This window comes from Microvirga sp. BSC39, assembly GCF_000739015.1.
Classification (GTDB): domain Bacteria; phylum Pseudomonadota; class Alphaproteobacteria; order Rhizobiales; family Beijerinckiaceae; genus Microvirga.
In genome coordinates, this window is sequence record NZ_JPUG01000053.1 from 33,907 (window position 1) to 57,366 (window position 23,460).

Genomic DNA, 23,460 nt, shown 5'->3' on the forward strand with positions numbered 1-23,460 from the left:
GAAGAGGGGCGAGGATGACGCTTCACAAAGGCTCGTGCCATTGCGGCAAGGTCGCGTACGAGGTCGAGACGGATCTCGCGCAGGTGATCGAGTGCAACTGCTCGATCTGCCGGCGCAACGGCTACCTGCTGACCTTCGTGCCGCGCAGCGCGCTGAACGTGATCCGCGGCGAGGAAGACCTTGCCACCTACACCTTCAACACGCACACGATCCAGCACCGGTTCTGCTCCACCTGCGGGACGTCGACCTTCGGCGAAGGCAAGCAGCCGACCGGCGAGGCGACGGCCGCGATCAACGTGCGCTGCCTGGAGACGGTGGAGCTGTCTGAGATCACGCCGATCCCGTTCAACGGGCGGGACGCGAGGGGGTAGCTCACGCAGTCATCCCGGGGCTGGGAGCAGAACCCGCGATCGTTGGACGCGTGTGGCGCTGGAATCTCAACATTGTCATCCCCGCGAAGGCGGGGATCCATAACCACAACGTCCACCGTCCAAGACGCTACGGATACCGCTTTGCTTATCCTGCATCGTCAGTGGTTATGGATCCCGGGCTCCGCTACGCGGCCCCGGGATGACAGCGCTTTACTTGTCTTGCGATCCCGGATCGGCTGTCGCCGTCCGGGATGACGAGGCATGCATGGTGCGTCACGCCACGGCTTCCGCCGAACGCCGCAGGCCCACGTACTGGAACTCCGCATACATCAGCACCACCAGGGCCTGCGCGATCACGAAGGCATAGCCCGCACTCGTCGGCGCGACCCAGCCGCTCACCAGAAGCAGCAGGCTGTCCGCTACCCAGAGCGCATTGCCCAGCACCACCGCCCAGGCGACGGGCTTGCTGATCGTCTCGCGCACCCCCAGCCAGCCGATGAAGCCGGCATAAGGCAGGAGGACGAGGCCCGCGATGCGCAGCAGCACCTCCGGCAGCCCGAGAACGCCGCTCAAGGGACCGGCGCCGGTCAGCATCAGGAGCCCGAAGGCGGCGCTGGTGGCGGCATCGGCCACGAGAGCCTGGCGAAGAAGCGGGGAGGAGTGGATATTCATCATGGCTGTCTCCTGTGGTTCGGCGGTCGAGTGGTTCAACCGTGGATGCAGGATTGCGCCAGGAGGGAGCGCCGTCGATTACCTCCGAGGTTATGGAACACAGGCTCGCCTCGCGTTATGGTCCGCTCATGAGAACCGCGAATTCCCAACCCGTGAACAGCACCCTGCCTGTGGGCGACTATCTGCGTGAATGGCGCCAGCGCCGGCGCATGAGCCAGATGGACCTGGCGCTCGAAGCGGAGATCTCCACCCGACACCTGAGCTTCCTTGAGACGGGCCGCTCGCAGCCGAGCCGCGAGATGGTGCTGCTTCTGGCCGAGAAGCTCGACATGCCCCTGCGGGAGCGCAACATCATGCTGGTCTCTGCGGGCTTTGCGCCGGTCTATTCGGAACGCGCCCTGGACGATCCGGCGCTGGCGAGCATGCGCCAGGCGGTCGATCTCGTGTTGAGAGGGCACGATCCGTATCCGGCGCTCGCCGTGGACCGGCACTGGTCGCTGGTCTCCGCCAACGATGCGCTCGTGTCGCTCATCGGCGATGTGGATCCGGCCCTGATGAAGCCGCCCGTGAACGTGCTGCGCCTGAGCGTTCATCCGGCAGGGCTCGCCCGGCGCATCGTGAACTTCACCGAGTGGCGCAACCACCTCGTCCATCGCCTGCACAGGCAGGTGGATGCAACCGGCGACGCCGCTCTCGCGGCCCTGATCGAGGAGTTGCGCTCCTATCCGACGCCCGATGCGGCAGCCAGTGCGCCCAAGACGGGCCACGACTATGCCGGTATCGTCGTGCCGCTCCAGCTCATGACGGACGAGGGCGTGCTGACCCTCTTCAGCACCATCACGATCTTCGGCACGCCGGTGGACGTGACCCTGTCGGAGCTCGCCATCGAGGCCTTTTTCCCGGCCGATGCGCATACCGCGAATGCGTTGCGGCACCTGGCCGACAAGCGTCAGGCTGCCGCAGCCGCTGCCCAATAGAGCAAACCCGCCTTAACCACCCATCAACCTTAACCCGCGATAACTTTAATCCATCGGAGCCCTCCTGCTGGATGCTCCGGATGTTCACGAGTTTTTTGCAGGGTGTTGCGCGTGCGTCTTCCGTATCGTCGATCTCGGGTGAAATGGATCTGCGCCACCACGGCTCCCTGGGCGCTGGCCACGGGCTTGCTGATCTCGTTCACGGCATCCGCCAGCAACGACCTCCATTCCGGCGTGAGCTTTGCCCCGCGCAGCGCGACCGCACGCCTCGTCGATACCGCCCTCGTGCCGCCGACCGGCACCTCCATTGCGGGAGGCAGGCTCGGGGTCGAGCGCGATATCCTCCGCACCCTGCCGCGTTACGACCTCCCCGATGAAATGGCCGATTCCGAGCCTCTAAAGGCCGAGCGAAAAGCCGATGCGGGTGCCGACGCGGTCATCGACCGCTCCGCGAAGGGCAATCCGCTGGTCGCGCCGCACGCGACCCTCTCCCGCCGCGCCAAGCAGCTGCGCCCGGTGCTCAATCAGGTGGGCAGCGCCCGCCTGCTCTACAGCCGGGACGAGAACCTCCTGCCGCCCACCGTTCTCATGGAAGGGCAGCTCGAGGAATTCGACATGGAGCAGACCTTCGAGCCCTGGCAGGCGCCGGAATACACCACGACCCAGCAGGCCACCTCGGTGCAGTCCCCGGCTGCCGCAGCGGCAGGCTCGACCGGAGCCTCGTCCAGCCCGACGACGCCGATGGTGAAGCGAGCCGTCACCCTGTCGTCGGCCACTCCGGCGCCCATGGATGCAACGCCCATGGAGATCGCCGCCGCTCCCGTGTCGCTGCAATCGCCGCGCCTCGACCGGGGCGAGATGATGACCATCCTGCCGAAGAGTGATGATCCCGACCGCCCCCGCTATGCCGACCTGATCGACCCGGACAACCTGAACAAGGAGCAGCGCTGTCTGGCCGAGGCCGTCTATTTCGAGGCGCGCAGCGAGCCTATGGAAGGGCAGGCGGCGGTCGCTCAGGTGATTCTGAACCGCGTGAAGAGTGGGTTGTATCCCTCGTCCATCTGCGGCGTGGTCTACCAGAACCGACACCGCCATCTGGCCTGCCAGTTCACCTTCGCCTGCGAGGGCAAATCCCTGCGCATCCGCGACACTGATTCCTGGGAACGGGCGACCCGCGTGGCGAGCGCCGTGCTCGAAGGCAGGACCTATCTGGCCGATGTCGGTGGCGCCACCCATTACCACGCGGACTACGTTCGCCCCTCCTGGTCGCGCCGCCTGAAGAAGATGGACGTGATCGGCCGGCACATCTTCTACAAGCTCAAGCCAGGGCAGACTTAGGAAAATTCCCGCCTGTGCGTTTCGGCACTAGGAGAACCGTAATAGAGTAGTAGAAGCTTAAGCCTCGAAGCATCGAGACGGGGGAATGATGGCGACGATCCGAAATGCTGTGCCGGGTGCCGGCTACGGGAATGTCTTCGTCGATTCCCTGATCTGGGGCGGAACGGCGTGGAACACGACCGTCGAGCCCATCAAGGTCTATTTCGGCCAGAGCGGCGACTTCGCAGCAGCCAGTGCCCGCCACGGTGAAAGCGAGATCCTCACCAGCGCGGCCCAGGCGCAGGACTGGACCCTCGAAGAGATAGGCGTCTTCGACTACGCGGCTGCTGTTTATGGGAGTGTCTGCGGCCTCAGGTTCCAGCTCGTCGATACGGTGAGCGCAGCCGACATCGTCTGGTGGAAGACCGCGATCGGCGACAGCACGCTCGGCGTCCATGAGCTGCCCGGGGGCGGTCAGGTCTGGGGATATTTCGATCCCTCTATGCCCTCCTGGAACAATATGCATTTCGGGGGCGACGGCCTCAACACCGTGCTGCATGAACTCGGGCATGGCCTGGGCTTGGCGCATCCTCATGATGGTGGAGATGAGAGCGGTACGACTTTTCCCGGTGTGAGCGACGCCTACTCGACCGGAACCTACGGCCTGAACCAGGGGATCTGGACGGTCATGTCGTACAACACGGGGTGGGACCGGGCGGGCTACGATGTGACCTATGGCAATCAGGCGGGGCTCGGAGCCTTCGACATCGCAGCCTTGCAGGCGCTCTACGGAAAGAACATGGCGACGGGTGCAGGCAAGGACGTCTATACCTTGCCCACATGGAACCTGTTCACCGAGCAGCAGGGGTGGTTCTGCATCTGGGACGCAGGCGGGACGGACACGATCACAGCCGCGAATGCATCGGCTGGCGTGCAGATCGACCTGCGGGCTGCGACCTTGAGGACTGGGGATCGCAACGCAGGTGGGTTCGTCTCGCAGGAGTCGGGGGTCGCCGGCGGCTTCACGATCGCGAACGGCGTCGTGATCGAGAACGCCACGGGCGGACGCTCGAACGACAAGCTTTACGGGAATGCCGCAGCCAACACGCTCAAGGGCAACGGCGGCAACGATGTCCTTACAGGCGGCGCAGGTCGCGACACATTCGTGTTCGATGCAAAACTGAACAAGACCACGAACAAGGACCGGATCCTCGACTACAGCGTCGCCTCGGACACGATCTGGCTTGACAACCAGGTCTTCAAAAAGCTCGGGCGCGGATCCATCTCCAATCCGGTGAAGCTGAAGAACGACATGTTCGTCACGGGATCCGGGGCGAAGGACCGGGAGGACCGGATCGTCTACGATGCTAAGAAGGGCGTGCTCTCCTACGATGCGGACGGCACGGGCTCGAAGCATGAACCGGTCGAATTCGCCACCCTGAGGAAGGGCCTCAGGATGACCCACCACGAGTTTTTCGTGATCTAGACGGGTCTTTGGCAGCAATCACGCCGGCGCGAAGCTTGGCCCGACAGGCGTCGGCAGCGCCCGGAAGCGCATGCCGCCGATCAATACTCATTCTGACTGAATGTGCCCTCAGGACCTGCACATGGATCGATGCGCTCCATGGCCTGCGGCAGCGACAGGATGTGCGCTTTTGCACATGTTGTTTGTAACGTAATTAAGTATAAATACGCGCAGTGCATCAGTGAGGTGAATCGACAATGGCAGGCTTTCGCACGATTTCAGGCTCCGGCTACGGCAGCGCTTACATCGACGCGCTGGTTGCAGGCGGCGCGGTCTGGGACATGAGCACCGGGCCGATCACATTCGATTTCGGCCTGCGTTACGACCGCCCGGGTTCAATATGGCATCATGGTGGGGAGGGGCCGAAGTTCACTTCGGATGGGCGTCCCTATCTCATTTCTGAAAGTGTTGGCGGTGTCGAGGGAGCCGAATGGATCGTAGGCGATTATCGCGACGTGGACGCAGTGCCTATCGTAAACGCGCTGGCGCACGCTTCCGCAGTTGCGAATGTCAAATTCGCCGTCGACCCTGTCTATGGTGACTCTGCTCGGCCCGCCAGTGACGCCAATATGGTTCTCTGGAAGACCCACATAGAAGTTTCGGAAAATGGCGGGGTCTGGACCGATGCCGACACCCCCAATGAGAGTTTCGAAGCAGGCCGAGCCCAATCTTGGCTCTATCACAGTGTCTACTTCGGCGATGCATGGGATCGCTCGCATCCCGGCGGCATGGGCTATACGATGATCCTGAACATGGTCGGCAAGGCGCTCGGCCTGCGGCAGGCTCATGCCGAGTTTCCCGGCATTGCGCATGAAAACGACGTCGGCCCGTTCGGCCTTAATCAGGCGCCCTTCACCGTCATGTCCGGCAATTGGAGTTTTCAGAACTCCGGGCATCCGAACGGGAAGTGGGGCTCCATGAAGAGCTTCGGGGCTTTCGACATCGCCGCCCTGCAGGCGATCTACGGCGCCAACATGACGACGGCCACAGGCAACAACGTTTACGAGCTGCCCACATACAACGACTGGGATGAAGAGTGGGGCGTCGGCCGAGCCACGGGCTGGACCTGCATCTGGGATGCCGGCGGCAACGATACGATCACTGCTCGGGGCGCGATCAAGAGCGTGGTCATCGACCTGCGAGCCGCCACCCTGGCGAACGGTGATCCGAATGCCGGCGGCTTCATCTCCATGCATATGAACGTCGCCGGTGGCTTCACCATCGCAAAGGGGGCGGTCATCGAAAATGCGATCGGCGGTTACGGCAGCGACTATCTGATTGGAAACAACACCGTCAACAAGCTCACTGGCGGGGCCGGCAAGGACTTCTTCGTCTTCGCCACGACGCCGAACAAGAGAACGAACAAGGACACCATCACCGATTTCAAGGTGAAGGACGACACGATCTGGCTGGAGAACAGCATCTTCAGGAAGCTCGGACGCAAAGGGACCGACAAGAACCCTGCCAAGCTCAAAGCAGCCTTCTTCAAGATCGGCGAGAAGGCCACCGACAAGAACGACTACATCGTCTACAACAAGAAGACGGGCGTTCTGTCCTACGACGCCGACGGATCGGGCAAGGGTCAGGCCGTCGATTTTGCCGTGATCAAGAAGAACCTGCCGCTCACGCACAACGACTTCGCCATCATCTGAGCGAGGCGGCATTCCAACAAAGGGCGGCACCTCATCGGGTGCCGCCCTCGTTTGTGGGACATTCCATCACAAAGCGTCATACCAAACGCGACAAACTTTCAATTCTGCTGATGTGGGACTTGAGCTAGGGTGCCATCCCTGTTTTGCCCCTTGAGGCCGTGACCATGTCTGCATCGCCCGCCCGCTCCCGCGTCTCCCCGGAAATCATCGTCGTCTGCGGCTGCCTCATCGCCCTGATCACGTTCGGGCCCCGGGCCTCCTCGGGGCTGTTCCAGCTGCCGATGATCACGGAATACGGCTGGGGCCGGGACACCTTCGGCTTCGCCATCGCGATCCAGAACCTTCTCTGGGGCGTCGGACAGCCCTTCGCCGGCGCGGTGGCGGACCGGTTCGGTGCACTCCGCGTGCTCTGCGTCGGGGCCATTCTCTACGCGCTCGGCCTCGTCGTCATGGCCTATGCGACCACACCCAGCGTCCTGCATATCGGTGCCGGCGTGCTCATCGGGTTCGGCCTCTCCGGCTGCTCGTTCAACCTGGTGCTCGGCGCCTTCGGCAAGATCCTCCCCGAAAAATGGCGCCCTATGGCCTTCGGGGCCGGCACCGCGGCCGGCTCCTTCGGCCAGTTCCTGTTCCCGCCCATCGGCAACGTGCTGATCGAGTCCTTCGGCTGGCAGCACACCCTTCTGGTCTTCGCCGGTAGCGTGCTCATCGTCATGCCCCTGGCGCTGGCGCTTGCGACCCGGCCCACCGGCGATACGGCGCAGTCCGGGCCGGCTGCGGCTCCGAACCAGTCCATTGCCCAGGCTCTGTCGGAGGCCTTCAAGCATCGCTCCTATGTGCTGCTGGTGCTCGGCTTCTTCACCTGCGGCTTCCAGCTCGCCTTCATCACCGTGCACCTGCCGGCCTACCTGAAGGATGCGGGCCTCTCGGCGGCCGTCGGCGGCTGGACGCTTGCCGTCATCGGCCTTGCCAATGCGGCAGGTTCCCTGGGCTCGGGCTGGCTCTCCACCCGCATGTCGAAGCGCTGGCTGCTGGCCTGGATCTATCTCGGCCGCTCGGTGGCGATTGCGGCCTTCATCCTGATCCCGGCCACGCCTGTGACGTCGATCCTGTTCGGCATCTCCATAGGGTTGCTCTGGCTCTCCACCGTGCCGCCCACCTCATCCCTGGTGATGCTGATGTTCGGCACCCGCTACATGGCCATGCTCTACGGCTTCGCGTTCTTCTCGCACCAGGTCGGAGGCTTCCTCGGCGTGTGGCTCGGCGGCCTGCTCTACGAGATCAACGGCAATTACAGCATGGTCTGGTGGCTCTCCGTCCTGCTCGGCCTGGCCTCGGCCCTGATCAACCTGCCGATCAAGGAACAGCCGGTCGACCGCGCCCCGGCGCTGCAGCCGGCGGAGTAGGCACGCCTCCCTGCTAAGGGATGAAGCCTCCACGCTTGCCCTCATCCTCCGCCGCGCCACAAATGGACCGGGGAGGAATCGGCATGAGCGCATTCAAGGCTATGGTCATCGACAAAACTGACGCCGGTCAGAATGTCGGCATTCGCGAGTTCAACGAGGCTGATCTGATGGACGGCGATGTCACCGTCCGCGTGTCGCACTCAACGCTGAACTACAAGGACGGACTCGCGCTCACCGGTAAGGCCCCGGTGGTACGACGCTTTCCGATGATCCCGGGCGTCGATCTCGCCGGCACCGTGGAAGCCTCGTCGAACCCGGACTTCAAGCCCGGCGACGCCGTCGTCCTCAACGGCTGGGGATTGGGCGAAACGCATCTCGGCGCCTATGCGGAGAAGGTGCGCGTCAAGGGTGATTGGCTGATCCCGCTGCCCGAGGGACTCTCACCGCAGCAGGCCATGGCCGTCGGCACCGCAGGCTACACAGCGATGCTCTGCCTGATGGCGCTGGAGCGGCACGGCCTGCGTCCGGAGCGCGGCCCGGCCGTCGTCACGGGCGCCGTCGGCGGCGTTGGCTCAGTGGCGGTGGCGCTGCTCGCCAAGGCCGGCTGGCACGTGATCGCCTCGACCGGGCGGCCCGAGGAGGCGGATTATCTCAAGAGCCTCGGCGCATCCGAGATCATCGAGCGCAGCGAACTCACCGGCCCGGCAAAGCCGCTTGCCAAGGAACGCTGGGCGGCGGGTGTCGACACGGTCGGGTCCACGACTCTGGCCAACGTCCTGGCCATGACCCGATATGGTGGCGCCGTCGCGGCCTGCGGGCTTGCCGGCGGCATGGATCTGCCCGGCACCGTGGCGCCCTTCATCCTGCGCAACGTGTCCCTGCTCGGCGTCGATTCGGTGATGGCCCCCAAGGCACTGCGGATCGAAGCCTGGAGCCGGATCGCCCGCGAGCTCGATCACGAGAAACTTGCCGCCATGACCTCGACCATCCCGCTCGATGGAGTGATGGAGGCGGGTCAGGAGATCGTCGCCGGACGCATCAGGGGCCGGGTGGTGGTGGAGATCGGTTAGTTTGCTATCGGCCTTATAAATCAACCTTAAAAGCGCCATGCGCTGACAATTCTCTCTCGTCATGGCCGGGCTTGTCCCGGCCATCCACGTCTTAGGAACCGCGAGGCAACAAAGACGTGGATCCCCGGCACAAGTCCGGGGATGACGTGGGCAGAATGCTGGAGATCACCCGCTAGCCGGCTTCGCTGAGCAGGGCGTTTTTTGCTCCGGTCCCTTCGATCCGCTTCTTCTGCTTGGCGATCTCGGCGGCCATGAAGTCCATGAAGGCCCGCACGCGGGCGGACTGGCGCAGGTCCGGATGGGTCAGGAGCCACAGGCCCGCGGCGAAATCCGCATTGATGTCCGACAGCCGCACGAGGTTGGGGCTTGCATCCGCAATGAAGCAGGGCAGGGGGCCGATGCCCGTTCCGGCCTCCACGGCTTCGGAAAGGCCGAGCACCGTGTTGACCTTGTAGACGATGTTGTCCGGTGCCACGTGCTCGCGCACGAAGCGGGCGACCTTCAGGGTCGCCAGGTTGTCTCCCAGCGCGACCCAATGCCGGTCGAACAGATCGGCCAGAGTCACGTCTTCCGGTCCCCGCACATCGGGAAAGTCCGCCTTCCGGCCATAGATTGCCCAGGCGATGGTGGCCACGCGCCGTCCGACCAGCGTCTCGGGCGGATCGTCCGTAGCGCGGATCGCCACGTCCGCGTCGCGTTTCGAGAGGTTGAGGGCCTGGTTGGCGAGAACCACGTCGAGCCGCATCTCCGGGCAGGCCTTGATGAAGCGGGCGAAGATCGGCGTCAGCAGGTGGACGAGCAGCGTATCGTTGGTGGTGACCCGCAGCTCGCCGGCGGGCGCCACGGCCTGGCCTGCGAGCTTGCGGGTGAACGCCGTGACATTCTCCTCCATCTGCTCGGCCAGCGCCGTCATCTCCTCGCCGGCCGTGGTGAGCACGTAGCCGGTTCGGTGCCGCTCGAAGAGCTTGACCCCGAGGTTCTCCTCCATCTGGCCGAGCCGGCGGAAGACCGTCGAGTGGTTGACCCCAAGACGTTCGGCCGCGCCGGCCAACCCATTGGCTTCGGCGATGATCTTCACGAGCCGGAAATCGTCCCATTCGAGATGCTGTTGCTTGGACATGGGTTTGCATTCACGCAAGAGAGGCCCTGCATATCTAGCACTGGTTTTGCAGGGGAGAAAGCTTATCCTCTTGAATGTCCAACACCCGCAGGGCAGTGCGCATCCGGCCTTTCTTGAAGAGAGGCCAGGAGAGGGCTGGTCTGCGTCTCAATTCAAGCAATCGGAGTTCACATGACCAAGGTTCTGGTTCTGTATTATTCGTCCTGGGGGCACATCGAGCAGATGGCCTATGCCGCCGCCGAAGGTGCCCGCGAGGCCGGCGCCGAGGTCGTGGTGAAGCGCGTGCCGGAGCTCGTGCCCGAGGCCGTGGCCCAGGCCGCTCATTACAAGACCGACCAGAAGGCGCCCATCGCCACCGTTGAGGAGCTGCCGGAATACGACGCCATCATCTTCGGCACGCCGACCCGCTACGGCACCATGACGGCCCAGATGAAGAACTTCCTCGACCAGACCGGGGGTCTCTGGGCGCAGGGCAAGCTCATCGGCAAGGTTGGGTCTGTGTTCACCTCCGCAGCCACGCAGCACGGCGGCCAGGAGGCCACGATCCTTACCACGCTGCCGGTGCTCCTGCATCACGGCATGGTGGTCGTGGGCCTGCCCTATTCGTTCCAGGGCCAGATGGGCGTCGACCAGATCCGCGGCGGCTCGCCCTACGGCGCCTCCACGACTGCCGGTGGCGACGGCTCGCGCCAGCCGACCGAGATCGACCTCGACGGGGCCCGCTTCCAGGGCCGGCACGTGGCCCAGATCGCCGCGAAGTTGGCGGTGAAGTAGGAAACACACGCTGTCATCCCCGGCGAGCCTTTAGGCGAGGGAAGGGGATCCACTGGCACGCTCAGCGCTATGGATTCCCTTCCCCTCCGCTACGCTCCGGCCGGGAATGACACCGCGGCGCCTTTCGCATCGAGATCACCGGCACAAGGCCGGTGATGACACGGTGTGGTTCGATGAATGCTTCGGAGCGGGCTTACCGCTCCGCCGCAGCGCGCCGCAGGCGGTCGTTGATGGCCTCGCCCAGGCCCGTCTCAGGGATCGGGCCCACGGCAATGGTCGCGGCTCCCGAGGCGTCGAGCTGCCTCAGATAGGAAAACAGATGAGCGGCGGCCTCCACGAGGTCGCCGTTTTTGCTGAGGTTCAGAGCGGTGCGGGCTGTCTCCATGCTCTCAAGAGGCTGAGCACCGAACAGCAGAACGGCCTCATCGGCCTCGATGCGCGCCGCATTCAGGCGCACCCGTGCGCGGGGTGCGTAATGGGACGCGAGCATGCCTGGCGCCAGCGGGCTCTTGCCGCCTTCCGCCCCGGCTTCAAGCGTCATCCCGATCAGTGCCTCAATGGCCTCGCGCGGCACGCCGCCCGGGCGCAGCAGGCGGGGCGTGCCGCCGAGGCAGGCGACGATGGTCGACTCGACGCCCACCTGGGATGATCCGCCGTCGAGCACCGCATCGATGCGACCGTCGAGATCGCCCAGCACGTGATCGGCATCCGTGGGGCTGACGCGCCCCGAGCGGTTGGCAGAGGGCGCGGCAACCGGGCGGCCGGTTTTCTGCAGCAGCGCATAGGCAAGCGGATGGGCCGGCACGCGCAGGCCCACGCTGTCGAGACCGGCACGGGCAAGATCAGAGATCGTGCAGGTGGGTGCCACCGGAACCACCAGGGTCAGCGGGCCGGGCCAGAAGGCCTCCGCCAGGCGCCGGGCCGTTTCGTCGAAAACACCTTGCTTCTGAGCGGCCTCGAAGCTCTCCAGGTGGGAGATCAGCGGGTTGAAGCTCGGGCGCTCCTTGGCGGCGTAGATGCCGGCGACGGCTTGCGCATCCGTAGCATCCGCCCCGAGGCCATAGACCGTCTCCGTTGGGAAGGCCACGAGGCCGCCGCGCCGCAGGATCTCCGCCGCACGGGCAAGACTGGCCTCATCGGACGTCAGACGCTCCGTTTGGCGCATTGACCCAAGATCGTTCACGTCTAAACTATTCCTTGCCCGTGGGGAAAATCCCCTTGCCGGGTGGGTTTAACGGCGCGAGAACACGCGTCAATATGAAAAGCCCATGGCTTCAAGAGGAACCGCCCATGACCTACCGTGCGCCCGTCCCCGACATCGTCTTTACCATGCGGCACGTGGCGGGCCTCGACCGCGCCGTGGCGGACGGCGTCTATGGCGACCTCTCCACGGACTTGGCCGAGACGATCCTGGAGGAGGCGGGCCGCTTCGCCAACGACGTGATCGCGCCTCTCAACCGCGAGGGCGACAAGCACGGCGTCATCCTCAAGGACGGCACCGTGACCACCGCCCCGGGCTGGAAGGAGGCCTACAGGGGCTGGACCGAGGCCGGGTGGAACGCGCTCCCCGGCCCGGTGGAATACGGCGGCCAGGGACTGCCGACCCTGCTGAACTCTGCCTGCGTCGAGATGTGGAACGCCGCCTCCATGGCCTTCGGCATCGGTCCGGTGCTCACCATGGGGGCCATCGAGGCGCTGGTCCAGCACGGCTCGGAGGATCTCAAGGGCCGCTATCTCGAAAAGCTCGTCTCCGGCGAATGGACGGCCACCATGAACCTCACGGAGCCGCACGCGGGTTCCGATCTTGCGGCCCTGCGCTCCCGCGCCGAGCCGGTGGGCGACGGCACCTACAAGGTCACGGGCCAGAAGATCTTCATTACCTACGGCGAGCACGACCTCACCGACAACATCATCCATCTCGTGCTCGCGCGCCTGCCCGATGCGCCTGCTGGCACCCGCGGCATCTCGCTGTTCCTCGTGCCGAAGTTCTTGAGCGACGGCACGCGCAACGACGTGCGATGCCATTCCATCGAGCACAAGCTCGGCATCCATGCCTCGCCCACCTGCACCATGATCTTCGGCGACAACGGCGGCGCGGTCGGCTGGCTCGTCGGCGAGGAAAATCGCGGCCTCAACTGCATGTTCACGATGATGAACAACGCCCGCCTTGCGGTGGGCCTGCAGGGGGTGGCCATTGCCGAGCGCGCCTATCAGCAGGCGCTCGGCTATGCCAACGAGCGCAGGCAGGGACGGGCCATCGGAGCGGTGGAAGGCATGAGCCCCATCGCGGTCCATCCGGACGTGCAGCGCAACCTGCTCACCATGAAGGCGCTGACCGCTGCCGCGCGCGCCATCTGCTACATGACGGCCGAGGCTATCGACCGGGCGCATCTCGAAGAGGACCCCGCGCGGCGGAAGAAGGCGCATGAGCGTGCTTCGCTGCTGACGCCGGTGGCGAAGGCGTTCTCCACCGATATCGGCATGGAGGTCGCCTCCATCGGCGTGCAGGTCCATGGCGGCATGGGCTTCATCGAGGAGACCGGCGCGGCGCAGCATTTCCGCGACGCGCGCATCGCGCCGATCTACGAGGGCACCAACGGCATCCAGGCCATCGACCTCGTGACCCGCAAGCTGCCGCTCTCCGGCGGCGAGACGATACGGGCGCAGATCGCCACCATGCGCGCCACGGTCGCGCGCCTGCTGAAGGAAAGCTCGCCTGCGTTCGGCGCGACCGCGCCGCGCCTGCGCGATGCCATCGAGAGCCTCGATCGGGCCACGAGCCATCTGCTGAAATCGCTGTCCTCCAACGCGCAGGGCGAGGCGCTTGCCGGCGCAACGCCATACCTTCGGCTCTTCGCCCTCGCACAGGGCGGGGCTGCCCTCGCCGAGATGGCCCTGGCAGCGAACGCGCAGGCCTCGGCAGGCGACAGCGACCCGGCGCATGCCGGCCGCATCGCGCTCTGCCGCTTCTTTGCCGAAAACATCGCCGTCGGCGCGAAGGGGCTTGAGGAAACGGTGATGAGCGGTGCAGGCTTCCTGCAGGACGCAACCTTGGCACTCGCGGGCTGATCCCATGAGCCTCAACGGAAAAACCCTCTTCATCACCGGCGCCTCACGGGGCATCGGTCTCGCCATCGGGTTGCGCGCAGCAAAGGACGGCGCGAACGTCGTCATCGCGGCCAAGACCTCTGAACCGCATCCCAAGCTGCCGGGCACGATCTACTCGGCCGCAGAGGAAATCGAGGCGGCCGGCGGCAAGGCGCTGCCGCTCGTGGTCGACGTGCGCGACGAGGAAGCGGTGAAGGGCGCTATTGCAAAAGCGGTCGAGACCTTCGGCGACCTCGACATCGTGGTCAACAATGCGAGCGCCATCAGCCTCACGCCGACGCCGCACACGGACATGAAGCGCTTCGATCTGATGCACCAGATCAACACGCGCGGCACCTACATGGTGTCGAAATACGCCATTCCGCATCTCGAGAAGGCGGAGAACCCGCACATTCTCATGCTCTCGCCGCCGTTGGACATGAGCGAGAAGTGGTTCGCCCCGCATCTGGCCTATTCGCTGGCAAAGTACGGTATGAGCCTCTGCGTGCTGGGGTTGGCAGGCGAACTGCGAGGCCGGGGCATCGCCGTCAACGCGCTCTGGCCGCGCACCACGATTGCGACCGCCGCAGTCAAGAACCTGCTCGGCGGAGACGCCCTCGTGCAGGCCAGCCGCACGCCGGAGATTCTATCGGATGCAGCCTATGCGATCTTCCAGAAGCCTTCGAAAAGCTTCTCGGGCCATTTCCTCATCGACGATGTCTTCCTGCACGGGGAGGGCGTGACGGACTTCGGGAAGTACCGGGTCGATCCGACACAGCCGCTCGCGCCGGATTTCTTCGTGCCCGACGACACGCCACCCCTTTCGCAATTGTCATGAGAGTCGGGCTACAGCATCGGACCCAAAAGTGGGCTCCACTTATGGGTCCGATGCATTTCTTCATACTGGCGCATCGTTCGGCGCGGACCCGGAGGGCCGCGTCAGCGAAAACCGGATCCACTTTTCCGCACGATGCGCTAGAACATACCCGGTAATGCGGAGACGGGTATGATTTTGATCCACAGGCCAGCGCAGGCGACGGGACAGGCAGGTCAGTCCCTCGACCGTTACGTCCTGCCGCCGGGAACACCCATTCCCGACGATGCCCTGTGGATCGACCTGATCGAGCCGACCCGCGAAGAGGACAAGCTCGTCGAGACCCATCTCAGCATCGAGATCCCGACCCGGGAGGAGATGGCGGATATCGAACCGTCCGAGATCCTCTACCACGAGAACAACGCCCGATACATGACGGTGCGGGTGCTGTGCAGTTCCGAATCGGATGCGCCGAAGCTCATCGACGTGTCGTTCATTCTCACAGAGCGGGCGCTCGTCACCGTGCGCTATGGCGAGCCGCGCTCCTTCAGCATGTTCATGGCCCGTGCGGGCAAGCCCGGCGGATGCCGACATCAGCCTCAAGCCGTGCTCGACGGTCTCATCGAGACCATCATCGACCGTGCGGCCGAAATCCTTGGAACGGTCGGTTCGCGCATCGACCGCCTGTCGCAGGCGATTTTCGAGAACGAGCGCAAGGGCGCCAAGCGCGCCGCATCCTATCGTGCCGCCCTGAAATCCATCGGCCGCAAGGGCGACATCATCTCCAACGTGCGCGAGAGCATGGTGTCGGTGGAGCGCATGCTGCTGTTCCTCTCGGCCAGCATGCCGCGGCCGCAGAAGACGGCAGGCTACCAGGCGGAATGGCGCACGGCCCTGCGCGACGTGCAGTCCATCGAGGAGCATGCGACGTTCCTGTCCAACAAGATCCAGTTCCTGCTCGATGCGACGCTCGGCCTCGTCACCATCGAGCAGAACGACATCATCAAGATCTTCTCGGTCATGTCGGTGATCTTCCTGCCGCCGACCCTGGTCTCGTCGCTCTACGGCATGAACTTCAAGTTCATGCCCGAACTCGAATGGGACTTCGGTTATGCCTGGGCGATCACCCTCATGATCCTCGCCGCCGCGTTGCCCTATCTGTTCTTCCGCTGGAAGCGGTGGCTTTAGGAGAATTCCATGTGCGGGCGCTATGCAATCACGCTCCCACCCGAGACCTACCGGGAGTTCTACGGCTATTCGGAGCAGCCGAACTTTCCTCCGCGCTACAACGTGGCCCCCACCCAGCCTGTGCCCATCGTGCTGGAGGATCGCGGCGAGCGGCATTTCATGCTGGTGCGCTGGGGCTTCCTGCCGTCCTGGGTGAAGGATCCGAAGGATTTTCCCCTGGTCATCAATGCCCGCGGCGAAACGCTGGAAACGAAGCCGACCTTCAGGCATGCCCTGAAGCGCCGACGCTGCATTTTCCTCGCGGACGGCTTCTATGAATGGCGGCGGGAGGGACGCGAGAAGACGCCGTTCCTGATCCGCCCGTGCGACCGCAGGCCGATGCCGCTCGCAGGCCTGTGGGAGACCTACAGCAGCCCGGACGGTGGTGAGATCGATACGGCCGCTATCGTCACCACGGACGCCAACGGCACGCTGTCCGCCGTGCACGACCGCATGCCCGTGATCCTGTCGCCCGAAGACATCGGAGCCTGGCTCGATGTGCGCGACGAGCGCGCCGACGTGATGCGCCTCGTGCGGCCCTGCCCGGACGAGTGGCTCGACATGGTGCCGGTCTCGAGCCGCGTGAACAAGGTCGAGAACGACGATGCAGGCCTGCTGGAGCCTCTGAGAGCGCCGGAGCCTGCGCCGGTGCGAGAGACGAAGCCGAAGGCGAAGAAGCCGCTCTCCAGCGACGAGGACGAGCAGGGGAGCTTGTTTTAGTTCTTCGGCACAGTCATCCCGGATGGCGCAGCCGATCCGGGATCGCGGACGAAGGTGGCGCTTGAAACTCCACTGTCATCCCCGCGCAGGCGGGGATCCATAACCGCGGGGGGTGCCGGACTGGTTCAAGGGCGTGGTTATGGATCCCGGGCTCCGCTGCGCGGCCCCGGGATGACAGTGCCATGCTGGTCAAGGCGATCCCGGATCTTCGCTGCGCTTCTTCCGGGATCACGCCATTCATGTCACCGCCGCTTCTTCGCCACGTCTTTTCGCAGGATGCCGACGACTTCCAGGTGCGGCGAGTGCTTGAACTGGTCGACGGGGACGACGCGCTCCAGGCGATAGCCGCTGTCCATCAGAATGGCTGCGTCGCGGGCGAAGGTGGCCGGGTCGCAGGAGACGCTCACCACGAGCGGCGCTTTCGACACGGCAATCTGCTTCACCTGCGCCTCCGCACCCGCACGGGGCGGATCGAGCACCACTGCGTCGAAGGCGTTGAGCTCCGGCGTGAGCAGCGGGCGGCGGAAGAGATCGCGCGCCTCCGTCGAGATCCGGCGAAGACCCGGCGTGACGCGGAACGCCTTGTCGAGGGCCGCCGTTGAGCCCTTGTCGAACTCGACCGCGTGCACCTCCGCCTTTTCTGCGAGGCGCAGGGAGAAGGGTCCCGATCCGGCGAAGAGATCGGCCACACGCTTGGCCTTCGCGCAGGCTTCCGTCACCAATCCGGCGAGCACCTCCTCGCCGAGCCGCGTCGCCTGCAGGAACGAGCCCGCAGGCGGGACCACGGAGGCGCGGCCCATGAGGATCGCAGGCGGACGACGCTCCACGACCACATCGCCGTGGATCGAGAGGCGCGAGAGGTCGAGCGAACTCGCGAAATCGATGAGGCTCAGGCGCTCCGCGTCCTTCATCGGGCCGTGCCCGCGCACGTCCACATCGAAGCCGGTCTGCGTCTGCGTGACCTGGATGTCGAGCGGCTTGCGCGGTCCCTTCAGGTGCTCGCCGATGGCGCGGGCGATTCTGGGAGCCTCATCCTTGAGGCCGGGCTCCGCGATGGGGCAGAACGCGATCTCGACGATCTGGTGGCTGCGTGGCGCCATGTAGCCCACATGCATGGCGCGGTCGGGAAAGCGCACGTGCAGCGTCACGCGCCGCCGGCCCTCGCCATGGGCGTCGATGAGCGGCTCGATGGGAGCCTCGATCCGCGCCTGCCGCAGGGTGTGCGCGAGGATCTCCTGCTTCCACGTCTGATAGAAGCCGTGCTTCATGTGCTGCGTGGCGCAGCCGCCGCAGGCGTCGAAATAGGGGCAGAACGGCGTCTCGCGCTCGGGCGAGGGCACATCGACGCTGACAAGCCGCGCATGCGATCCATCGCGCTCGACCGTGACGGTCTCGCCCGGCAGCACCTTCGGCACGAAGATCGAATCGGAGGCGCTCTCGGCGATGCCGTCGGCTTTCGCGCCGAGGCGCCTGATGATGACCTGTTCAGCCACGTCGGGCTCCCAATAAAAACTCGCGGTTACCATCCCCGCCCTCGATGGGCGAGGGGATAAGCCCCATGACGTCGAAGCCAAGCGAGGCTACGAAGCCTCTCATATCCTCGCACACGGCGCGATGCACGGCTCCATCGCGCACGATACCCTTCTTCACGTGATCGCGCCCGGCTTCGAATTGCGGCTTCACCAGAACTGCCAGTTCCGCCCGGGGTTTCAGCAGGGCGACAGCCGCCGGCAGCACCAGCTTGAGCGAGATGAAGCTCACGTCCGACACGAGAAGATCCGGGGCTTGAGGAACGAGTTCGCCATTCAGCGAGCGGGCATCCGTTCCTTCCAGATTGGTCACGCGCGCATGGCCGGCGACGGTGGGGTGCAACTGGCCGTGCCCCACATCCACCGCATACACATGCGCCGCGCCCCGGTTGAGCAGCACCTCGGTGAAACCTCCGGTGGAAGCTCCGACGTCGAGGCAGATTTTGTCTGTCGGGTCGATCTGGAACAGGTCGAGCGCTGCCGCCAGTTTCACGCCGCCGCGGGAGACGTAAGGGTGCGGCTGCTCGGCGGTGATCACGGCCTCCTCCGGCACCGGGTCCGACGCCTTGCGGATCACGGCGCCGTTCACGGTCACGAGGCCGGCGGAGATCGCCTCCTGGGCCCGGGCTCGGCTTGCGAAGAAGCCGCGCTCGACCAGGGCCACGTCGGCGCGCTTGCGGGTCATTGAAGTCTCACATCCATATGCGTTCACGATCTCTTCATGGGCAGGAACCGGGCCCGGCCCTAAATCATCTCTCGTTCACAAGCTTCTCACAGCCAACGGAGATCCCATGATCAGCCGTCGCCACCTCCTGACAGGCGCCACCCTGCTGGCCGCCAGCGCTGCCATTCCCCGCGCCTGGGCGCAAGCCCCATCAGGTCCCTTCAAGCTCGATCCTTTGCCCTATGCCCCGTCCAAGAACGAGCCGCATATCGACGCGCAGACCATGGAGCTTCACCACGGCAAGCACCATGCGGCCTATGTGACCAACCTGAACACGGCGCTCGCCCAGAATGCCGAGGCGGCCAGGATGCCCCTGCACGAGATGCTGGCGAAGCTCGGCGAGCTGCCGGAATCGATCCGCACGGCGGTGCGCAACAACGGCGGCGGCCATGCCAACCACACCATGTTCTGGCAGATCATGGGCGGTCAGGGTGGTGAGCCCTCGGGCGAGCTCAAGAGCGCCATCGACCGGGATCTCGGCGGGCTGGCGAAGTTCCAGGAGGACTTCAATACCGCCGGAACGCGGCAGTTCGGATCCGGCTGGGTCTTCGTGACCGTCGCCCGCGACGGCAAGCTCGCCATCGTTGCCAAGCCTAACCAGGACACGCCCCTCATGGACGGGCAGCGGGTCCTGATGGGCAACGACGTGTGGGAGCACGCCTATTACCTCAAGTACCAGAACCGCCGGGCGGACTACCTGAAGGCATGGTGGAACGTGCTCGACTGGAACCGGATCGGCGAGCGCTATGCCGCCGCGAAGGCCGGGACGCTTACGATTTAAGAGGAGGATCCAAAGGGGTGTCATCACCGGCCTTGTGCCGGTGATCTCGGTTGGTAAAGCGCATCGCTTTTCATAATCGGGATGGCCGGGACAAGCCCGGCCATGACGACCGCTGATGATCGAGGGTTTAAGCCCTGACCTTCCGGGTCTCTTCCTGCCCGAGCGCCTCGAACACCTTGGTCACGATACCGGCGGCATCGAGCCCGGCCTTGGCATACATACGCTCCGGCTTGTCCTGATCCTGGTAGGTGTCCGGCAGCACCATGGAGCGCACCTTCAGGGTGCCGCGATCGAGGGCGCCCTTCTCGGCGAGCAGCTGCAGCACATAGGAGCCGAAGCCGCCGATGGAGCCTTCCTCGACGGTGACGAGCACCTCGTGGTCGTGGGCAAGGCGCAAGATCAGCTCCTCGTCGAGGGGCTTGGCGAAGCGGGCATCAGCCACCGTGGTGGAGAGGCCGCGCGCTTCCAGCTCCTCGGCTGCCTTCAAGGCCTCGCCAAGCCTTGTGCCGAGCGACAGAATGGCGACGCGGCTGCCCTCCTTCACCACACGGCCCCGGCCGATGGCGAGCGGCACGCCCTGTTCGGGCATGTCGACGCCCACACCCTCGCCGCGCGGATAGCGGAACGCGATGGGTCCGGCATCGTAGGCCGCAGCAGTGGCCACCATGTGGACGAGTTCGGCCTCATCGGCGGCGGCCATCACCACCATGTTCGGCAGGCAGCCGAGATAGGCGATGTCGAAGGAGCCCGCATGGGTGGGGCCGTCGGCGCCGACGAGGCCCGCCCGGTCCAGGGCGAAGCGTACGGGCAGGTTCTGGATCGCCACGTCGTGGACAACCTGGTCGTAGGCCCGCTGCAGGAAGGTGGAATAGATGGCGCAGAATGGCTTGTAGCCTTCGGTGGCCATGCCGGCCGCGAACGTCACCGCATGCTGCTCGGCGATTCCGACATCGAAGGTCCGGGCGGGAAATTCCTTGCCGAAGAGGTCGATCCCCGTGCCGGTCGGCATGGCGGCGGTGACGGCGACGATCTTGTCGTCCTTGCCCGCTTCCTTGATCAGGCTCTCGCCGAAGACCTTGGTGTAGGCGGGCGCATTGGCCTTCGCCTTGGTCTGGGCGCCCGTCACCACATCGAAGGTGACGACCCCGTGATACTTGTCGGCCGCTTCCTCCGCCGGCGCGTAGCCCTTGCCCTTCTTGGTCACCACATGGACGAGGATCGGGCCGGTCTCTGAATCGCGGACGTTCTTCAGGATCGGCAGCAGGTGGTCGAGGTTGTGGCCGTCGATGGGGCCCACATAGTAGAAGCCCAGCTCCTCGAACATGGTGCCGCCGGTCCAGAAGCCGCGGGCGAATTCCTCGGCGCGCTGGGCCTTCTCGTAGATGAACTTCGGCAGCTTCCTGGCCAGTTGCTTGGCTGTCTCGCGCAGGCCCCGATAGGTGCCGCCGGAGACCAGGCGGGCAAGATAGGACGACATGGCGCCGGTGGGCGGCGCGATGGACATGTCGTTGTCGTTGAGAATGACGATGAGGCGCGGGCGCGAATGCATGGCGCCCGCATTGTTCATGGCCTCATAGGCCATGCCGGCCGACATGGCGCCGTCGCCGATGACCGCGACGACGTTGTTCTTCCCACCCTCCAGATCCCGCGCCACGGCCATGCCGAGGCCAGCCGAGATCGACGTCGAGGAGTGAGCCGCGCCGAAGGGATCATATTCGCTCTCCTGGCGCTTGGTGAAGCCCGAGAGGCCCTCCGCCTGGCGCAGGGTGCGGATCCGGTCGCGCCGGCCGGTGAGGATCTTGTGGGGGTAGGCCTGGTGGCCCACGTCCCAGATCAGCCGGTCGCGCGGGGTATCGAAGACGTAGTGCAGCGCCACCGTGAGCTCGACCACGCCCAAGCCTGCCCCCAGGTGCCCGCCCGTGACGGAAACCGCGCTGATCGTCTCGGTCCGCAGCTCGTCCGCCACCTGGCGGAGCTGGCTCTCGGGCAGCTGACGCAGATCGTCGGGAGTCTTGATGGTGTCGAGGAGGGGTGTGGACAACGTTTTACTCGCCAAGCTTCGACCGAAGGCCAGACAAAGGAGATAGGGACTTAAACCAGGAGGGTCAAATCGGAAACCTCCTCTCCTCCGCCCAGGCAGGGCAGGTCAACTCCTGCCAAGGTGAGGGCAACCTGTCGCACCGGTGGTCGATGGAGCCGAGGCTTGGCTTGAATTAGTCATAGCCGAACCTCTTTTGTGCATTGATCTGCAGGGACGGCTCACAAGCGATCCTTCCAACCCAGGCAGCGGCCGGAGGCGAGAAGCCTTTGCTCGTTTAAGTTTGCGGGTTGCTGCCGGATCACGGTTAGTTGAAACCATGGCATCAAAGTGCTAGACGGCGAGCCTTCTCGAAATACTATTCCAAGCCCTTGTGGGGACAAAGTCTGCCGGTTCTGATGACCTCCGACACTTCCCGACTGACCTCCCCTGCCTCGCTGATCCGTAAGCACCTTGCCGATCATGGGCGGCTTCATGTGCTGAGCGCGGCTTCATTCGTCCTCTTTGTGATTGCTATCTTTTTCGCCAGGGGCGGAAAGGCTCCGGGCCTGTCCGTTTCGCCCATTTTCGGCGGAGCGCTCCTGGCAATTGCCAGCGGAGCGGCCGTGGAGACGCTTCGGAAGAACCTGTGGCTCTGGCTGTCGCTCGGATTCCTGCTGGCGTGGCAGGCAGCCGGCGCCTTGTTCGGGGACATGCCGCGGCCCTTTTCCGATTTTCTCAAAATCGGATTGCTGGCCGCGTTTTTTCTCTTCGCCGCGCAGACGTCTCGTGTCCTGAGCACTCGGCAGATCCTCTGGATCATTGCCGGCATCGGAGCGGCAAGCGCCTTTCTGTCGATCATCGTCCATGTTCTAAAAGCGCCGGATCTCTTGAACCGCATGATTCCCCTCGGGCGAGGCGGCAACCCCATTCCCGGTGCCGGCGCGATCGCCAGCGCACTGATCGCCACGGCGGCCCTTTGGAGAGATGAGAACAGCAGGGGCCGGAAGACCATGTTCATCCTGCTGATGCTGACGGTGCCGCTGGTGGCTGGTCTCGTCCTGACCCAGAGTCGGGGGCCGCTCGTTGCTCTCTGCCTGGCCCTGCCGCTTGCTTTGCTGCTCGAACGGCGGGGCATGCTCATCGTGCTCGCGGCTTGCCTGGCGAGTTGGCTCGTCGTGACGGGCCTCGTCATCTTCGAACCGGCCATCAAGGCCGTCATCTGCGGCAGCAACATTGACTGGTGCCGGCCCTCAAACCGCAACGAGGTCTGGGAGCGGGTTCGCGATCAAATCGCGCTTCACCCCATTCTGGGCAGCGGGCCGGAGTTTCGCTTCCCGTTTAAGTGGTTGAGCCATGCCCATAATGGCCTTTTCGGAATGGCCCTGTATTTCGGGCTCGGCGGCCTTGCCGCATCCGGCCTCATGGCTGCAGGCTATACCCGATGCCTGACCCGCGCGAATGACGACACATTGAGGTTCTTCGGCCTTGCGTCGCTCATCTTCGCCTTCGGCTATATGGGGGCCGACCTGCCGAATCCGTTCGCGTTCTTCAACACGCATTACCTTTTCATGTGGTTCCCTATTCTGCTCGTTCTGGCGCGCGATAGGTCCTCATTCAACGTCAAGGCGACGTCTGCGGCTCCCGTGCCGGGCTTCGTCCAGCGCATTTAACGGA

At 64.7% G+C, this 23,460-nt stretch carries 20 protein-coding genes; 14 read left to right on the top strand and 6 right to left on the bottom strand.

From position 1 onward, the window contains the following. Positions 1 to 14: 14 nt before the first annotated feature. Positions 15 to 371, top strand: coding sequence for a GFA family protein (locus MA07_RS07425; protein ID WP_036348736.1), 357 nt, complete (start codon positions 15 to 17; stop codon positions 369 to 371). 273 nt (positions 372 to 644) lie between these two features. On the opposite strand, the gene MA07_RS07430 is transcribed toward MA07_RS07425, so the two are convergent. After that, complete coding sequence (locus tag MA07_RS07430; RefSeq protein ID WP_036348739.1) at positions 645 to 1,046, bottom strand: hypothetical protein; 402 nt, start codon at positions 1,044 to 1,046, stop codon at positions 645 to 647. A gap of 125 nt (positions 1,047 to 1,171) precedes the next feature. On the opposite strand from MA07_RS07430, the gene MA07_RS07435 reads away from it, so the two are divergent. The 6 genes from MA07_RS07435 (at position 1,172) to MA07_RS07460 (ending at position 8,990) form a co-directional block, all read left to right on the top strand. Next, positions 1,172 to 2,020: a helix-turn-helix transcriptional regulator gene (locus tag MA07_RS07435; protein WP_036349094.1), complete on the top strand. Its 849-nt coding sequence runs from the start codon at positions 1,172 to 1,174 to the stop codon at positions 2,018 to 2,020. 111 nt (positions 2,021 to 2,131) lie between these two features. Continuing rightward, entirely contained in the window at positions 2,132 to 3,358 is a 1,227-nt protein-coding gene (locus MA07_RS07440) for a cell wall hydrolase (RefSeq protein ID WP_244445181.1), read from the top strand. Between the two features lie 88 nt (positions 3,359 to 3,446). Then, positions 3,447 to 4,823, top strand: coding sequence for a M10 family metallopeptidase (locus MA07_RS31170; protein ID WP_160195400.1), 1,377 nt, complete (start codon positions 3,447 to 3,449; stop codon positions 4,821 to 4,823). 236 nt (positions 4,824 to 5,059) lie between these two features. Next, positions 5,060 to 6,514 (top strand): M10 family metallopeptidase C-terminal domain-containing protein, encoded by a 1,455-nt coding sequence (locus MA07_RS07450; RefSeq protein ID WP_036348746.1) that lies wholly within the window; start codon positions 5,060 to 5,062, stop codon positions 6,512 to 6,514. Between the two features lie 164 nt (positions 6,515 to 6,678). Next, positions 6,679 to 7,920 (top strand): MFS transporter, encoded by a 1,242-nt coding sequence (locus tag MA07_RS07455; RefSeq protein ID WP_081928826.1) that lies wholly within the window; start codon positions 6,679 to 6,681, stop codon positions 7,918 to 7,920. An 83-nt stretch (positions 7,921 to 8,003) separates the two neighbouring features. After that, the gene (locus MA07_RS07460; RefSeq protein WP_036348751.1) at positions 8,004 to 8,990 is read left to right on the top strand and encodes an MDR family oxidoreductase; all 987 of its coding nucleotides are present in this window, start codon (positions 8,004 to 8,006) and stop codon (positions 8,988 to 8,990) included. Positions 8,991 to 9,162: 172 nt separating this feature from the next. On the opposite strand, the gene MA07_RS07465 is transcribed toward MA07_RS07460, so the two are convergent. After that, positions 9,163 to 10,110: a LysR family transcriptional regulator gene (locus MA07_RS07465; RefSeq protein WP_036348754.1), complete on the bottom strand. Its 948-nt coding sequence runs from the start codon at positions 10,108 to 10,110 to the stop codon at positions 9,163 to 9,165. 171 nt (positions 10,111 to 10,281) lie between these two features. On the opposite strand from MA07_RS07465, the gene wrbA reads away from it, so the two are divergent. Continuing rightward, positions 10,282 to 10,884, top strand: a complete 603-nt coding sequence (gene wrbA / locus MA07_RS07470) for an NAD(P)H:quinone oxidoreductase (RefSeq protein WP_036348756.1) — start codon at positions 10,282 to 10,284, stop codon at positions 10,882 to 10,884. A 193-nt stretch (positions 10,885 to 11,077) separates the two neighbouring features. Here the strand turns inward: wrbA and MA07_RS07475 are convergent, their stop codons facing one another. Beyond that, positions 11,078 to 12,049 (bottom strand): L-threonylcarbamoyladenylate synthase, encoded by a 972-nt coding sequence (locus MA07_RS07475; protein ID WP_036348758.1) that lies wholly within the window; start codon positions 12,047 to 12,049, stop codon positions 11,078 to 11,080. A gap of 125 nt (positions 12,050 to 12,174) precedes the next feature. Between MA07_RS07475 and MA07_RS07480 the strand changes: the two genes are divergently transcribed. The 4 genes from MA07_RS07480 (at position 12,175) to MA07_RS07495 (ending at position 16,732) form a co-directional block, all read left to right on the top strand. Continuing rightward, the gene (locus tag MA07_RS07480) at positions 12,175 to 13,953 is read left to right on the top strand and encodes an acyl-CoA dehydrogenase (protein ID WP_036348761.1); all 1,779 of its coding nucleotides are present in this window, start codon (positions 12,175 to 12,177) and stop codon (positions 13,951 to 13,953) included. Positions 13,954 to 13,957: 4 nt separating this feature from the next. Beyond that, positions 13,958 to 14,809: an NAD(P)-dependent oxidoreductase gene (locus MA07_RS07485; protein WP_036348764.1), complete on the top strand. Its 852-nt coding sequence runs from the start codon at positions 13,958 to 13,960 to the stop codon at positions 14,807 to 14,809. A 168-nt stretch (positions 14,810 to 14,977) separates the two neighbouring features. After that, entirely contained in the window at positions 14,978 to 15,973 is a 996-nt protein-coding gene (locus MA07_RS07490) for a magnesium transporter CorA family protein (RefSeq protein ID WP_036348767.1), read from the top strand. Positions 15,974 to 15,982: 9 nt separating this feature from the next. Next, a complete protein-coding gene (locus MA07_RS07495; protein WP_036348769.1) occupies positions 15,983 to 16,732 on the top strand; it encodes an SOS response-associated peptidase in 750 nt (249 codons plus the stop codon). A 242-nt stretch (positions 16,733 to 16,974) separates the two neighbouring features. Here the strand turns inward: MA07_RS07495 and MA07_RS07500 are convergent, their stop codons facing one another. Both MA07_RS07500 and MA07_RS07505 read right to left on the bottom strand, forming a co-directional pair. Then, positions 16,975 to 18,225, bottom strand: a complete 1,251-nt coding sequence (locus MA07_RS07500; RefSeq protein WP_244445182.1) for an RNA methyltransferase — start codon at positions 18,223 to 18,225, stop codon at positions 16,975 to 16,977. Continuing rightward, complete coding sequence (locus MA07_RS07505) at positions 18,218 to 18,946, bottom strand: TlyA family RNA methyltransferase (protein ID WP_036348774.1); 729 nt, start codon at positions 18,944 to 18,946, stop codon at positions 18,218 to 18,220. Before MA07_RS07505 ends, MA07_RS07500 begins: the two co-directional genes overlap by 8 nt. 106 nt (positions 18,947 to 19,052) lie before the next feature. Here MA07_RS07505 and MA07_RS07510 point away from each other — a divergent pair, with 106 nt between their 5' ends. Next, entirely contained in the window at positions 19,053 to 19,766 is a 714-nt protein-coding gene (locus MA07_RS07510) for a superoxide dismutase (RefSeq protein ID WP_036348776.1), read from the top strand. 127 nt (positions 19,767 to 19,893) lie between these two features. On the opposite strand, the gene dxs is transcribed toward MA07_RS07510, so the two are convergent. Continuing rightward, positions 19,894 to 21,807, bottom strand: coding sequence for a 1-deoxy-D-xylulose-5-phosphate synthase (gene dxs, locus MA07_RS07515; RefSeq protein WP_244445183.1), 1,914 nt, complete (start codon positions 21,805 to 21,807; stop codon positions 19,894 to 19,896). 395 nt (positions 21,808 to 22,202) lie between these two features. Here dxs and MA07_RS07520 point away from each other — a divergent pair, with 395 nt between their 5' ends. Beyond that, entirely contained in the window at positions 22,203 to 23,456 is a 1,254-nt protein-coding gene (locus tag MA07_RS07520; RefSeq protein WP_036348783.1) for an O-antigen ligase family protein, read from the top strand. Positions 23,457 to 23,460 lie beyond the last annotated feature (4 nt).

What these genes read in the sequence shown, in the direction of transcription:
- MA07_RS07425 (WP_036348736.1), top strand. Translation starts at nt 15, where the DNA reads ATGACGCTTCACAAAGGCTCGTGCCATTGCGGCAAGGTCGCGTACGAG.
- MA07_RS07430 (WP_036348739.1), bottom strand. Translation starts at nt 1,046, where the DNA reads ATGATGAATATCCACTCCTCCCCGCTTCTTCGCCAGGCTCTCGTGGCC.
- MA07_RS07435 (WP_036349094.1), top strand. Translation starts at nt 1,172, where the DNA reads ATGAGAACCGCGAATTCCCAACCCGTGAACAGCACCCTGCCTGTGGGC.
- MA07_RS31170 (WP_160195400.1), top strand. Translation starts at nt 3,447, where the DNA reads ATGGCGACGATCCGAAATGCTGTGCCGGGTGCCGGCTACGGGAATGTC.
- MA07_RS07450 (WP_036348746.1), top strand. Translation starts at nt 5,060, where the DNA reads ATGGCAGGCTTTCGCACGATTTCAGGCTCCGGCTACGGCAGCGCTTAC.
- MA07_RS07455 (WP_081928826.1), top strand. Translation starts at nt 6,679, where the DNA reads ATGTCTGCATCGCCCGCCCGCTCCCGCGTCTCCCCGGAAATCATCGTC.
- MA07_RS07460 (WP_036348751.1), top strand. Translation starts at nt 8,004, where the DNA reads ATGAGCGCATTCAAGGCTATGGTCATCGACAAAACTGACGCCGGTCAG.
- MA07_RS07465 (WP_036348754.1), bottom strand. Translation starts at nt 10,110, where the DNA reads ATGTCCAAGCAACAGCATCTCGAATGGGACGATTTCCGGCTCGTGAAG.
- wrbA (WP_036348756.1), top strand. Translation starts at nt 10,282, where the DNA reads ATGACCAAGGTTCTGGTTCTGTATTATTCGTCCTGGGGGCACATCGAG.
- MA07_RS07475 (WP_036348758.1), bottom strand. Translation starts at nt 12,049, where the DNA reads ATGCGCCAAACGGAGCGTCTGACGTCCGATGAGGCCAGTCTTGCCCGT.
- MA07_RS07480 (WP_036348761.1), top strand. Translation starts at nt 12,175, where the DNA reads ATGACCTACCGTGCGCCCGTCCCCGACATCGTCTTTACCATGCGGCAC.
- MA07_RS07485 (WP_036348764.1), top strand. Translation starts at nt 13,958, where the DNA reads ATGAGCCTCAACGGAAAAACCCTCTTCATCACCGGCGCCTCACGGGGC.
- MA07_RS07490 (WP_036348767.1), top strand. Translation starts at nt 14,978, where the DNA reads ATGATTTTGATCCACAGGCCAGCGCAGGCGACGGGACAGGCAGGTCAG.
- MA07_RS07495 (WP_036348769.1), top strand. Translation starts at nt 15,983, where the DNA reads ATGTGCGGGCGCTATGCAATCACGCTCCCACCCGAGACCTACCGGGAG.
- MA07_RS07505 (WP_036348774.1), bottom strand. Translation starts at nt 18,946, where the DNA reads ATGACCCGCAAGCGCGCCGACGTGGCCCTGGTCGAGCGCGGCTTCTTC.
- MA07_RS07510 (WP_036348776.1), top strand. Translation starts at nt 19,053, where the DNA reads ATGATCAGCCGTCGCCACCTCCTGACAGGCGCCACCCTGCTGGCCGCC.
- MA07_RS07520 (WP_036348783.1), top strand. Translation starts at nt 22,203, where the DNA reads ATGACCTCCGACACTTCCCGACTGACCTCCCCTGCCTCGCTGATCCGT.